This window comes from Chryseobacterium sp. MYb328 (assembly GCF_037572595.1).
Lineage (GTDB): Bacteria > Bacteroidota > Bacteroidia > Flavobacteriales > Weeksellaceae > Chryseobacterium > Chryseobacterium pennae.
Map to the genome: position 1 here is coordinate 352,396 of NZ_JBBGZQ010000002.1, position 13,679 is coordinate 366,074.

General features: G+C 36.4%; 12 protein-coding genes. 10 read left to right on the plus strand and 2 right to left on the minus strand.

Annotated elements, in window-relative coordinates; all coding sequences use genetic code 11:
• The first annotated feature begins 15 nt into the window (after positions 1 to 15).
• Both WH267_RS03585 and eco read left to right on the plus strand, forming a co-directional pair.
• The gene (locus WH267_RS03585; protein WP_340005781.1) at positions 16 to 5,934 is read left to right on the plus strand and encodes an alpha-2-macroglobulin family protein; all 5,919 of its coding nucleotides are present in this window, start codon (positions 16 to 18) and stop codon (positions 5,932 to 5,934) included.
• Positions 5,935 to 5,977: 43 nt separating this feature from the next.
• On the plus strand, positions 5,978 to 6,466 hold the full coding sequence (gene eco, locus WH267_RS03590) for a serine protease inhibitor ecotin (RefSeq protein ID WP_115971305.1): 489 nt from the start codon (positions 5,978 to 5,980) through the stop codon (positions 6,464 to 6,466).
• 80 nt (positions 6,467 to 6,546) lie between these two features.
• On the opposite strand, the gene WH267_RS03595 is transcribed toward eco, so the two are convergent.
• Both WH267_RS03595 and WH267_RS03600 read right to left on the minus strand, forming a co-directional pair.
• Positions 6,547 to 6,735, minus strand: coding sequence for a hypothetical protein (locus tag WH267_RS03595; protein WP_340005786.1), 189 nt, complete (start codon positions 6,733 to 6,735; stop codon positions 6,547 to 6,549).
• Positions 6,736 to 6,777: 42 nt separating this feature from the next.
• The gene (locus tag WH267_RS03600; RefSeq protein ID WP_340005789.1) at positions 6,778 to 7,038 is read right to left on the minus strand and encodes a hypothetical protein; all 261 of its coding nucleotides are present in this window, start codon (positions 7,036 to 7,038) and stop codon (positions 6,778 to 6,780) included.
• A gap of 418 nt (positions 7,039 to 7,456) precedes the next feature.
• Between WH267_RS03600 and WH267_RS03605 the strand changes: the two genes are divergently transcribed.
• From WH267_RS03605 to WH267_RS03640, 8 genes are all read left to right on the plus strand, one after another.
• Positions 7,457 to 8,875: a TolC family protein gene (locus WH267_RS03605; RefSeq protein ID WP_340005792.1), complete on the plus strand. Its 1,419-nt coding sequence runs from the start codon at positions 7,457 to 7,459 to the stop codon at positions 8,873 to 8,875.
• A gap of 11 nt (positions 8,876 to 8,886) precedes the next feature.
• The gene (locus WH267_RS03610) at positions 8,887 to 9,843 is read left to right on the plus strand and encodes an HlyD family secretion protein (protein WP_115971411.1); all 957 of its coding nucleotides are present in this window, start codon (positions 8,887 to 8,889) and stop codon (positions 9,841 to 9,843) included.
• A gap of 75 nt (positions 9,844 to 9,918) precedes the next feature.
• Positions 9,919 to 11,127 (plus strand): ABC transporter permease, encoded by a 1,209-nt coding sequence (locus WH267_RS03615; RefSeq protein WP_115971303.1) that lies wholly within the window; start codon positions 9,919 to 9,921, stop codon positions 11,125 to 11,127.
• A gap of 127 nt (positions 11,128 to 11,254) precedes the next feature.
• Positions 11,255 to 11,710 carry a DUF1569 domain-containing protein gene (locus WH267_RS03620; protein WP_115971302.1) on the plus strand — a complete coding sequence of 152 codons (456 nt, stop codon included), beginning with the start codon at positions 11,255 to 11,257 and terminating at the stop codon, positions 11,708 to 11,710.
• Positions 11,711 to 11,721: 11 nt separating this feature from the next.
• Positions 11,722 to 12,192 carry a hypothetical protein gene (locus tag WH267_RS03625; RefSeq protein WP_123318696.1) on the plus strand — a complete coding sequence of 157 codons (471 nt, stop codon included), beginning with the start codon at positions 11,722 to 11,724 and terminating at the stop codon, positions 12,190 to 12,192.
• Positions 12,193 to 12,260: 68 nt separating this feature from the next.
• Positions 12,261 to 12,632, plus strand: coding sequence for a VOC family protein (locus WH267_RS03630; RefSeq protein ID WP_340005797.1), 372 nt, complete (start codon positions 12,261 to 12,263; stop codon positions 12,630 to 12,632).
• 37 nt (positions 12,633 to 12,669) lie between these two features.
• Positions 12,670 to 13,119 carry a VOC family protein gene (locus tag WH267_RS03635; protein ID WP_115971299.1) on the plus strand — a complete coding sequence of 150 codons (450 nt, stop codon included), beginning with the start codon at positions 12,670 to 12,672 and terminating at the stop codon, positions 13,117 to 13,119.
• 133 nt (positions 13,120 to 13,252) lie between these two features.
• A complete protein-coding gene (locus WH267_RS03640) occupies positions 13,253 to 13,648 on the plus strand; it encodes a DUF1398 domain-containing protein (protein WP_340005801.1) in 396 nt (131 codons plus the stop codon).
• The last annotated feature ends 31 nt before the right edge of the window (positions 13,649 to 13,679 follow it).

Here is a 13,679-nt window from a genome sequence, read left to right on the forward strand (position 1 = left end):
TCAAAATTAATACATATGAAAAGATTTTCCAAGATATTTATGCTTTCGCTGTTATCATTGGGCTTTTCCCCGGTTTTCGCACAGAAATATTATGATGACCAGTGGAAAAAAATAGCAGAGAACAGTCAGAAAGGAGCTTATAAATCTAATCTTCCCATTATTTTAGACCTGGAAAACAAAGCTATGAAAGAAAATAATACCATTCAGCTGATCCGTTCCCTTAAAGCAGAGTTCAGTATTGTAAATCAGACTGTAGACGATGATCAGAACGATGCTGCGTCAAAATTCTTTAAAAAACTTCAGGAATCAGAAGGAAAGCTGAAAGGAGAGGAGAAACTGGTATATAATGTCCTTTTGAGCGGATTCTTTCTGGATTATTACAATCAGAATTATTGGGAGATCAATGGAAGGACCAATATCAATACGCAGAATCTTACACAGATTGAGACCTGGACAAAACTTGACTTTAAGAACTATTTAACCAAAAGTTATCAGGAGCTTGATCAGCAGAAACAGGACATGAAGAAGATTTCACTGGAAAAGTATAAAACACTGTTTTCAGAAACGAAAGACCTTGCCTATTTTCCAAGTTTGTATGAATGGTATGCCCTTAAGAAAGTCGGGTTTTTATCAGAAAATAATATTTTCACAAAAAATGAGCTTGCAGAGAACAGGACTACAATTAATGCTGTTTTTGATGAATTGATTGAACAGAATAACGGGAATCCTAAGCTGTATTTTATGAAGGAAAAATTGGTGAATAACTGTAATTTCAACCAATGTAAAGATAAACTTGAACAGCTTCAGGCGCTTGCCAAATCCGATGTGCAGGGTGATTACAAAGTAGTCATCATGGGCGAAATTATGGATGAACTTATCATGAAAAAGAAAGCCAAAGAAGCTATTGCTGTTGCAGCACAGGCCAAAAGTGAATATCCGAAATCTCCTTTCATCGAAAACATTAAAAACAAGGAAAATCAGATTACTAATCCGGTATTGAGTATCAAATATGAGAAGCAGACCCAGAATAATCTGCCAATTCATTTTGTTGCAGAATATCAGAATATCTCAGAATTTTCTTTAAACATTTATGCGGTAAAAGAAGATTTTCTGCCATTCATAAAATATGCACAGAATCCTTATGCCAATAATTATTTTGGAAACATTAAAAAGAACCTGGTAAGAAAGGAAACTTATCAGCTTTCAGATCCTAAAGATTATCAGCTTCATAAAACTTCACTGGAAATCAAACCGCTTCCTTCAGGAGTGTATGTGGTAGAATATGCAGTAGCAGGAACCAATTCAAAAGATAATGATCCTGAAAGGAATTTTTATTTTCTGGTTTCCGGTAATAAGATCATCTATCAGTCTAAATCTTCCAAAAACACGCTTTCCAACGACCTTAGATTAGTGAGTAGTGAAAACGGAAAAGCTATTTCTAACGAGAACCTTAGGTTTTATGAGTTTGTGAATAATAATTCCATTAATAAAATTGAAGGAAAAACAAGTGATAAAGGAGTTTTTCAGTTCCCAGTCACTGCCAACAAGGAATATTACAGAACGTTCCTGATTCAGCAGCCTAAAACCAACGATTTCCAGATCATGCAGGTTTATGGGAATTCAGGCAATGAAAATTATAATCCTAACGTTGAAACCCGTTCCAAAGCTCAGATCTTTACAGACAGAGCGATCTACAGACCAGGACAGACTGTGTATTTCAAAGTAGTCAATACCCGGTTAAATAATGAAATTGAAACCGTAGTTTCGGGATTGAATCAAAAGATTACGCTTTTGGATGCCAACAGCCAGGAAGTTACTTCCCAAAGCCTTACCACAAATGAGTTCGGCTCCTATCACGGAAGTTTTATGTTACCAAAAGGAAAGCTGAATGGTGTTTTCTATCTGAGAACAGATGGAAATAGCCAGGGATATAAAGATATCAGAGTAGAAGAATATAAGAGACCCAAGTTTGAAGTGAGTTTTGAATCGGTAAAAGATGAATATAAATACGGTCAGACCATAGAGCTGAAAGGGAAAGCAATGATGTTCTCCGGAGTCGCTTTAAGCAATACAACCGTACATTATGAGATCAAAAAACAGAATATCCGATGGAGATATTTCTGGTGGTATCCAAGAGATAATGATAATGAAAACTCAGTTCTTGGAGAAGCTAAAACCAATGAAAAAGGAGAATTTGTTATTCGTCTGGATCTTAAAAAAGATGAAAAACTGGAAGGAATACAGATTGATAACTATCAAATCAATGCTTCTGTCACTGACATTAATGGAGAAACCCAATCTGCGGATACAAATCTTAAGGTTGCTTCAGTTTCCCATTACATCAAGGCTGATGACATTAAGAATATATTCAGTGATGAAAATACCAAGCTAAAGGTAGAGACGAAGAATTATAATGAGCAGGTTCTTAAAAAATCGTATCAGGTAAAGTTGTCAAAACTGGCTGCTCCGGATAGAATTTTCAGAGATAATTTTACATCAGAAGTTCAGGATCTTCCAAAATATTCAAAAGAAGAATTTATAGGTAAGTTCCCGCACGATAGATTTGACAAAAATGATGACATCAAAAACTGGAAAACAGAAAAAGTAGTCGTTGATAGACAGCAGCAACCTTCTTCTGGTACACAAACTGGATCAGATCTGGATCTTGGAAAACTTGAAGCTGGAGATTACCAGCTGGAGCTTTTCAATATTGAAGGAAGAGACACGATAAAGGCTTCTCAATATTTCAGTGTTTGGGATAAAAATTCCCTGAAACCGGTTCAGAAGACATTTTTAACGGTTATTGCACCGAAAGATGAGCTTTCAAGAGGAGAAAAAGCAAAAGTATATGTGTATTCTGCAATTCCGGATGCTCTGGTCAATGTATTTGTTCAGGATGGATCAGGTAAAACGCTTACTGAAACCCATCAGCTTAACAAAGGAATATTAGAGTATACCGCAGATATTCCAAAAGATAAGAGTGTTTCTGAACTTAATCTTCAGTTCCAGTTGGTCGCATTTAATAATGTAAAAACAGAGGCCGCAGTTTTGAAAATAAAAGACACTGAGAAACCTTTAAAGATTGAAACGGTCACTTTCAGAGATAAGCTAGAACCAAATGCTAAAGAAAAATGGACTGTAAAAGTTACTGGAAATGATAAAGAAAAGGTAAATGCAGAAGTACTGGCAAATATGTATGATATGTCTTTAGACCAGTTTGCCGTAAATAATTTTGGCTGGAGTAAGCTGTATAGACCGTTCAATATGATCAGCTCCTATGATATCAGAGAATATCTGTTGGAGAAAAACTACCAGAAACGATTGAGATATTTCAATGAAAAGGGGATAACGGTTCCTGAGTTTAATTGGTTTGATGGTGACTTTTCATATGTTTTGCAAGGCGAGATTGCCAGTATTCAAAATCAAGAGGGCATTAAAGCACCATCGTATTCACCACGACCACCATCACCCATTGCAGGGGCCAGATTTAAAACTGCGAGAGCTGCGTCTGTCGAAGATAAAATAGAGGTTGTACAGAATGTTCTTCCTGAACCTGTAACGGCTGCGAAGTCGGAAACGCCTCCTCCTGGAGGATCTGCTGAAGAAAATCTAGATAAGGTTCCTGTACGTCAGAATTTAAATGAAACAGCATTCTTCTATCCGGATCTGAAAACCGATGCGGAAGGAAATGTAAACTTTGAATTTACTTCTCCGGAAGCTTTAACGAAGTGGAAACTGATGTTCCTAGCTCATACAAAAGATGCAAGAGCTGCTACATTGGAGAAAGAAGTGGTAACACAGAAAGAATTCTCTGTGACTCCAAATTATCCGAGATTTTTAAGAGAAGGAGATGAATTGAACTTACAGTCAAAACTATCTAACCTTACCAATAAGAAAATGAACGGTTCTGCCGAATTACAGATCTTAGACGCATTTACCAATGAAAATATATCGTCTCAATTCGGAATCACCTCAGGAACCCAGAATTTTGATTTAAATGAAAACGGAAACGGAGCATTAACATGGAAATTAAAGGTTCCGAATAATGTTTCATCTATTATTTTGAAAGTAGTAGCAAAAGCTGGAGCTTATTCTGACGGAGAGCAACAGGCTGTAGCAGTCTTGCCAAACAGAATGCTGGTGACTGATGCTGTACCGGTTTTCGTGAAAGAGGGAGAAACGAAGACTTTTGTGCTGGATAATCTTAAAAATAATACATCTACAACAGCGTCCAATGTTTCGAATACACTGGAACTTACAACCAATCCTATCTGGGAGATTATGTTTGCGCTTCCAAGCCTTAAAAATGATCAGAACAGTTCGGCTGATGTTGTTTTCAATAAGTGGTTTGCAGATATACTGGCTTCAGAGGTATTTAAGGCTAATCCTAAAATGAAGACGGTTTTTGATGAATATCAGAATAAAGGAATACTTAATTCAAATCTTGAAAAAAATCAGGAGCTGAAACAGTTATTGTTGGAAGAAACCCCTTGGGTGCTGGAAAGTAAGAATGAAAATGAACAGATGCAAAAGTTGGCCCTTCTGTTTGATACGAATACGATGAGGAATTCAATGAATCAGGATTGGGATGATTTCAGTAAGCTGCAAAATCCTGATGGTGGATTCTCCTGGTATGCGGGATATCCAAGTTCTTACAGTACGTCATTATATATTCTTAAGAATCTAGGAAAACTTAATATATGGTTAAAAGATAACGCCAAAGACTATCAGAGTTCAGGGCAGAATGCTTTAGTGTCAAAACTGATTCAGTATGTAGACAATGAGATCAGTAAATATGCTGATCCTAAAAAAGAAAATGTTTGGAGCAATTGGGTTCTTGATTATCTTGATACCAGAAACTACTGGGAAAAACAATACCCTTTAAAAGGAAAAGGGGCGAACCTGAAAGTATTGATAAAACAAAAAGCAAAAACGGCAAAAATCACTGATTTTACATTCTTCGGACTTCATCGTGCTGCTTTACTAATGAATGATTATGGAGTAAAAGATGTTTCTGATAAACTGATGAATTACCTTAAAGAAACTTCTACAGATACCAAAACTCAGGGAGTATACTGGAAACAGAATCTGAATGACTGGGGCTGGTTCAGTTCTAAAGTAGTGAACCATGCAGGGGCTTTGGAAGCTTTCAATACATTAAAAGCTAATGATACCAATTTTATAGAAGACATGAAAATCTGGCTGGTAACACAGAAAGAAGTGAACTCATGGGGAAGTTCAAGAGGTACGGCCGAAGTGATCTTTACAATCTTAAATTCAGGAAAATCATGGACGGGTGCTGAAAGTGATAAAGCAACTATTGTTTGGGGTGGAAAAGAAATCGTTCCTCAGACTCAGGCAACAGGATATGTGAAATCAACAGTGAAAACAGAGGCTGTAGATAAAAACCTTGGAACGGTGACTGTTACCAAACCGGGGCCAGGAATTGTTCAGGGTGGATTGTTCTGGCAGTACTATGAAGATCTGGATAAAATCAAATCATCCGAGAATTATATCTCCGTAACCAAAGAGCTTTATAAAAAAGTGAAAACAGTAAACGGGGAAGAGCTTCAGGAAATTTCAGCGGAAACTCCATTAAAAGTAGGAGACAAAGTAACCGTAAGAATGATCCTGAATACAGACAGAGCGATGGAGTTTATTCATATTAAAGATATGCGTGCTGCAGGATTTGAACCGGTTAATGCAATATCAGGATATCAGTGGAAAAATAATTTAGGATATTATCAATCTCCTAAAGATGCCTCCACAAATTTCTATATTCAATATATGCCAAAAGGCAAATATGTGTTTGAATACGATGTAGTTGCTAATGCATCCGGAAAGTTCTCAAATGGTATTACCACTATGCAGAATTACTATGCCCCACAGATGAATGCCCATACAAAAGGAACCGGTGTTCAGATTTTGGAATGATTTTTGGCTATTAGGAAATACGTAAAATTTAAAACCAAATAAAATGAAATTTTCAAAAACTTTAATTACTGGATTGGTATTGATGGCTGGGGTAAGTGCTTTCGCTCAAAAGAAAGCTGAAAAGTTTGAAAAACTACAGATTGAAATGTTCCCAAAAGCTAAAGAAGGATACAAACAAGTATATATTCAGCTTCCTGTTGCAAAAAATGAAAGCGATTTAAAAGTAGAAGTTTTTGTTGGTGCTGAAAAAATGTTAGACTGCAACAATTACTCTTTAATGGGAGAAATGAAAAGCCAGGATCTTCAGGGATGGGGATACAACTATTATGAAGTAGAATCAAAAGGGGAAACGGCAGGAACGTTAATGGCTTGTCCGGGACAGAAAATGACTAAAAAGTTTGTTACCCTTAAGCCGGAAATTGTAAGATACAACAGTAAACTGCCATTGGTATTTTATGTACCGAAAGACATAGAAGTTCGCTACAGAGTCTTAAGACCTGATAACACTATGAAAAAAGCAGTTCAGAAGTAAAATTTGCAAGCTTATTATAAACAGAAAACTCCTCACAGTGATGTGGGGAGTTTTCGCTTTTTAGAGAGATTATATTATCTTTATTTTGGGCTATTTCCATCCGTATCTTTTGAATAAGGATTAGTGAAAAGCTTTTGGGTTTCTTCAATATCATTAATGCCATCTCCGTCAGAATCTTTTAAAATCTCAGCAAGATCAAGAGTGAGTAAAGCATTGTTTTTTACAACAGTATATTCAGGAGTTTCTCCGTAAACCAGATGTTTAGTCATTCGGGTTATATCTGCTTCAATTTGAATATAATTTTCGTCTTTTCATAATGGGTACTTGGAATTGGATTTTAAGAAATAATAATGATTGGCAACTAATCCCGTAAAATAATTCTGCCAGGTTTTGCCATTATCTTTGGATATCTTTATATAATAATTTTTGGATAAAAAAGAATCAGTGGTATATAAAATAGCAATTGTCCCTTTAAATTTTTCCTTCTTAATAATAAGTGGGATAGGAATATCATTTATCTTTTTAGAAAACTCTTCCTGCATGATGGCATGCAAGGCATCAATACTGTCCAATTGGAGATCCTTTATTCGCCAGTAAACAGAATCAGTAATATTTTCTGATTTTAGCAGCTGCCTTGATATATTTTACTGAAATATAGGTGAAGAGTGGGATGAGAGCATCTTCTTCCGTAACAGTCTGAAAAAATGGATGTGACTGAGAAAGGCTGTCTTTTAATTTTTCAAATTGAATACACTTGCAAGCCTTTGTTTCCTGAGGAAATGAAATGAAAGGACATTACTAAAAGTGGAGTTAAGATTTTTTTCAAGATTTTTTAGTTTTTAATTAACATTTAAACGGTTTTGATAAGACTTTATTTCAAAGACTTTTATACTTAAACACATTTTAAACTTATTTTAAATTCAGGGTTTTGTTAAATTATCTTTGAGTATTTTAACAATTTTTGCATTATATTTGTTATAAACATAAACCATGAAAAACAATTTATTGATTTTTACGTTTAGTTTTTTTGCTTTTCCTGCTTTTGGCTGGGCACAGTCTGCGCCGGATTTTAAAGAACTTTTGGATAGTGCTATGGTTCGGGACTCGAACCTGAAAATGCAGATTACCCAAAACAAGCTTACCGATCTTGATGAACATAAATTAAAAGATATCTTTCTTCCTACTCTGGAATTAAGTGGTAAAGCAGGTTATCTTAACGGAACAGCAAGACTTACGTCACCGGAAATTAATCTCGCTCCCTTCATCAATATTCCGGAAGGTACTTTCAACAATAATTTCAATGTATCAGGGTTTTCAGGCGTTGCCAAGGCAGATGCCAAGATGCTGCTATACTCTGGAGGGAAGGTGAAATATCTGAAAAAAGCAGTGGAAGAGAAGAAAAAATCTGAAGAAGTACTGCTGGAAAAAACAAAAGATGAAGTGGTTGCCACTATTTCCAAAGCCTATGACCAGCTGGCATTGATCCATCAGTCTAAAAAGGTATTGGACGAAAGTAAAAAAAGACTGGACATCAACAAAAAAACAGCAGACAAAGCTTTAGGCTATGGTCTGATCACTCCTTACGATCACAAAAAAATTGAACTGGCTCAGGCTACTTTAAATGCAAAGATGGTAGAATATGAAGGGAAAAAGGAATTGCTTCTTACCCAGCTTTATATTTTAACAGGAATCGACAGGGAACGTTTAAGAATGATAGACCCCGTACTATCTCCTGTAGAGCTTCTTGCTGCAGAAAAAGGAATAGAGCAGAGAGCTGAAGTTCGTGCCCTTGAGCATGGGATCAGTGCTGCAGATTATAAAATAAAAGCTGAAAAGACCTGGATGATTCCAAAAGTTCAGTTGATGGCCTCAGCTTATTACATCGGGTTATACGGAAACCGTATCAAAAGTTCTGAAAATGTAGTTCCTGCCGTTCCATTATTAGGATATGAAGGGAAAAAACTGGACTGGACCCCAAACAATATCAATGTTTTTCCGTTGATTACAGCTGGTGTTGGATTTAAATGGGAAATTTTTGACGGAAAAGAAGGAAAGCATGCTGAAGAAACAGCAAAAGTTGGTAAAGAAGTATTGCAGAATCAAAAAGAAGATGCCCTGAAAAAGCTAACTCTAAATCTGGCCAATAACCAGACCAATTATGATATTGCTTCTGCTCAGATCACTTTAAAGGCTAAAGAAAAAGAATTGGCTAAAAATGCATTGGTACAGGCTGAAAAAGAATTCAGATATGGAATGAGCAAATCATCACAGCTTATCGATGCGGAAAATGACCTTGAAGCAGTAGAACTTGAATATCAGAATGCAATTTTCAACCAGAGAAGAGCAGGAATAGAACTGATGAGGTCTACTCAGGAACTGGATATCACCAGATTTTATTTAATCCCTTAAAAATTAAAATGATGCATAAAAATATATCTATACTCATTGCTTCTCTGTTTTTATTGGGAAGTTGCGATAAAAAGAACGAAAAGATAAAAGAACCTGAAGGAAAAACCAAAAAGGATGTGATCTCTTTTGCTCCGAAGGTTACCGGAAGAATCTTAAAAATATATGTCTCTGAAGGACAGTCTGTAAAAAAAGGAGATACCCTGGCCCAGCTTGATGTTCCCGAGGTTTCTGCAAAAATAGCACAGGCGCAGGGAGCCGTGAATGCTGCAACCGCTCAGGAGCAGATGGCAAAAAACGGAGCAACACCGGATCAGCTGAGACAGCTTCAGGCAAAGTATAAAGGATTAAAGGAGCAATATGAATTTGCACAGAAATCCTACAGAAGAGCCAATAATATGTTCCGGGACAGCCTGATGTCTCCGCAGGCACATGATGAAATTTATGCAAAGCTTCAGGGTGCAAAAGCACAGTATGATGCTGTAATAGCAGAACTGGATGATGTGAACAGAGGAACGCGTTTCGAAAAAGTAGAAATGGCGGCAGGGCAGGCTTCCCAGGCTAAAGGAGCTTTACAGGAAGCCAATGTAGCTTATTCTGAAAGATACGTTATTGCAACCAACGATATGGAAATTGAAACCATCAGTTTAAATACCGGAGAATTGGCAACAGCCGGATTTGCTTTGTTCAACGGATATATTCCTGAAAGTACTTATTTCAGATTCACCGTTCCTGAAAGTGCCATTTCAAAATACAAAAAAGGGCAGAACGTTACTATGCAGGTTGTTTACAATAAAGAAAATCTGGCAGGAACAGTTGTTTATATCAAACAGCTTACAAGATATGCAGATATCACTACTGCTTATCCGGATTACCAGCTGCAGGATGCGGTCTATGAGATCAAGGTGAAACCCACAGATATGAATAAAGCAAAAGGGCTCTTGGTGAATGCCAATGTGATCCTTAAATAATACGAAATAAAATATGACGGATGTTCCTTTTGTAAAAAGACTCCGTCAGGTTATTTACAATTTTAAAATATACAGATGAAAGAATTTTTCCGTCTTTTAAAACGTGAGTTCAAACTTTTTATCAGCAATTCTACCTTAAGAACTGTGTTCTTTTTGGCACCGGTTTTTTATGCAACCTTGCTGGGGTTTGTCTATCAAAGCGGAAAAGTTGAAAATACACCTGTATTGGTTGTTGACAGAGACAATACGCCATTGTCCAGTCAGTTAACCGAAATGCTGGATGATAATAAAAGTATCAAAGTCATAAAATACCTGCAGGAGCCTTTGAGTATAAAAGATGAGGTGATCCGTCATGAGGCGGCGGCAGTTGTTATTATTCCTTCCCGTTTTGAAGGAGATATGCTTCAGAAAAAATACCCTGAACTGAACGTATATGTAAATACCGGAAACGTTTTGACAGCAAACTTTGCTTCCAAAGCACTCCAGCTTACTATAGGGACATTCTCTGCCGGGGCATCCATCAAGGCTTTACAGAAAGCAGGAATGCCTGCAGCAAAGGCTGTTACACAATATGAGCCTTTTAAAACAAACTATATCACTCTTTTCAATACAACCAGCAACTACCTTATCTTTATGTGGCCGGCTATGTTGGCGGTAGTATTGCAGCAGGTAATTCTGTTGGCAATGGCAGTAAGTTTTGCAGCAGAATTCCAGAGAGGATCTTTCGTAAAAGAGTATGCGAAAATGAAAAAATGGGCATTTCCTACGATGTTGATTAAGGTTATTCCGATTTGGGTATTTTCCATTCTTATCGTGAGTGTCTATTATCTGATGCACATGATTTTCAAAGTACCGATGCCGGAAGGTATATTTAATTTTATTCTTCTTACAGCTGTTTTTGTAGGCTCAGTTTCTTTCCTTGGTGTGTTTATCAGTATATTGATCCCGGATGCTTTGAAAGCCACACAGATTCTTATGGTTATTGCTTCACCGGCATTTATTATCAGTGGTTTTACATGGCCTTTAAATGCAATGCCTGCCTTTGTACAGTTTATTGCGAATATTATTCCGCTCACTCCTTTTTTACAGGCATTTAAAATTCTGCTGATTCAGAAAGGATCTGTAGAGCTTACTTTCCCATATCTGGAGCACTTAAGTATTCTCTTAGTGGTTTATGCTATTATAGGATGGATTGCTTTAAAAATCAAACTTTGGTTTATATTCAAAAAACCGGTTCCGCAGGAAATTGAAGCGGAAGAAGCTTCGGAAGGCGAAAATGTATAATACGCTGGAATTTTCAGATGCTCAAACTTAGCAAGCCACATCCCAAAACTCACAACAAAAATTCTTCCCACAATAAAAATCAAACAAAAAAACTGATATATTTGTCTGTAGTAAAAACAGATCGTATATGGAAAATGTATTTGACGCAAAAGATGCTCAAAACTATATTGATAGAATAAACAGACTGGTAGAAGATACTCATGGATTATGGGGAAAAATGACGGTGGATCAGATGTTGGCGCACTGTAGTGTAACCTATGAAATGATATATGAGCCTGAAAAACATAAAAAGCCGGGCGCAATTGCGAAGTTTATTTTAAAGACTTTTGTTAAGCCTAAAGTAGTAGGTGAAAAAGCATACCCAAGGGATTCCCCCACAGCTCCTCAGTTTTTGGTTACGGGAAGAAAGAACTTCGATGAAGAGAAAATTAGACTGATCGGTTTTATTCAGAAGACCCAGCAATTGGGAGCAGATGCTTTTGATGGTAAAGAGTCTTTTTCTTTTGGAAAATTAAATGCTCAGGAATGGAATAATATGTTTGCAAAACATCTGAACCATCACCTGTCACAATTCGGAGTCTAAAAAATCACTGTATGAAAAAACTTTTATTGCTCTTCATCCTGGCTGCCAATTTTGTATTGGCACAAATGCCGGATATCTCAAATACATGGCTGAATAACAGTAAACCTTATATCGGGACTATTGGAAATAAGGGACAGGAACTGAAACTTAAAATCAATACTGCTGAACAGAATAAAAAAAATGACCAGGAATATTTTGTTTCAGGATATTCTCTTGTGGACACCAATTATGCAAAATTTGAAGGAAAAATTACCATTTTAAAATATAAGGATGCCAAGAAACAAGGAACTGTGTTTGGTGAATATGAATTGTCTGAAGAGAATAAAGGAAAACATTCAGGAACCTTTAAAGGCCGATTCGTTTACAACTTTAAATGGAATAGAAAAACTGAAAAAGTAGAAGGGCAGTATATTGAACTGATTGGTGACTGGAAAAGCTATGACGGAAGTCTGGAGTTTAAAACCCGTTTAAAAAATCAGTAAAGCAAATTTGTCTTTAATCGTACAAATATAATTTCTAAAAGGCTTAGTCCACAATCAATCTTAAAAATATGAAACTAGGAGCATTTTCAATCAGTCTAAGTGTAAAAGACCTTCAGAAGTCCAAAGATTTCTATGAAAAGCTGGGCTTCGCAACTATGGCAGGAGCTACAGAGCAAAATTATCTGATCATGAAAAACGGATCCACTTTGATTGGGCTGTTCCAGGCAATGTTTGATGGGAATATGCTTACTTTCAATCCGGGATGGGATGAAAATGCCCAAAATCTTGAATCCTTTGACGATGTACGTGAAATCCAGAAGCGTTTGAAGGAAAATGGAGTAGAAATTGATAAAGAAGCTGATGAAACTACTTCAGGCCCTGAACATATGTACCTGAAAGATCCGGATGGAAATATGATCCTGATCGATCAGCATAGATAAACTTCAAAACAAATTAAAACTTAACTAAAAAACAATCATGGCAACAGTAAACGTTTATTTAACATTTAATGGAAACTGCAGAGAAGCATTCGATTTCTATAAGTCGGTTTTCGGAGGAGAATATCCTTATATCGGAACTTTTGGAGAAATGCCTCCAATGGAAGGAAAAGAGCTTCCAGAAGAAGATAAAAACAAAGTCATGCACGTTACCCTTCCTATTTCCAAAGAAACGGTATTAATGGGCAGTGATACAGGCGGAGAATGGGCATCCAACTTTAAAGAAGGAAACAATTACTCTATTTCTATTAATGCAGAATCCAAAGAAGAAGCAGAGAAATTATTCAATGGCCTTTCTGCAGATGGGCAGGTAACAATGCCATTGGCTGATACTTTCTGGGGAGCTTACTTTGGAATGTTTACTGATAAATTCGGGATCAACTGGATGGTTAATTACGATGATCCTGCCAAAATGCAGCAACATCCGTAAGATTCATATTTTGTATATGAAATATAGTTATAAGTTACCGGCAGCCATACTGCCGGTTTTTTATTTGATGTTATATTTGCATCCCGAAAATTTTTAAATTTGAATAAGTATAATAATAATTAATTAAAATAACATGATGAAATTTACCATTGAAGAGATTAAAGCGGAGCATAAAAAAGTAAAAAGTGGAGCCGATTTCCCACACTATATAAAAGCTATTAAAAATCTAGGTGTCTCTCACTATACAGCCTATGTTGATGATGGAAACACAGAATATTCTGATAGTCATAATCAATCTGTCCATACAGGAGCTAAGTATGAGAAACTTATTGTTTCTGAAAAGATGAATCTTGAAAATTTTAAAACAAGATTAAAACTTCACCAGCAGGGAGGCACAGATTACATGACATTCTGTAAGGACTGTGCAGAAAACGGAATCGAAGGCTGGGTAATAAATCTGGGAGCAATGACCTGTACTTATTTTGATAAAGATCGAAAAGAAGTTCTGGTGGAACAGATTCCTGATTAAGACTAGATAAATTTGATAGGAGCCAGATTGA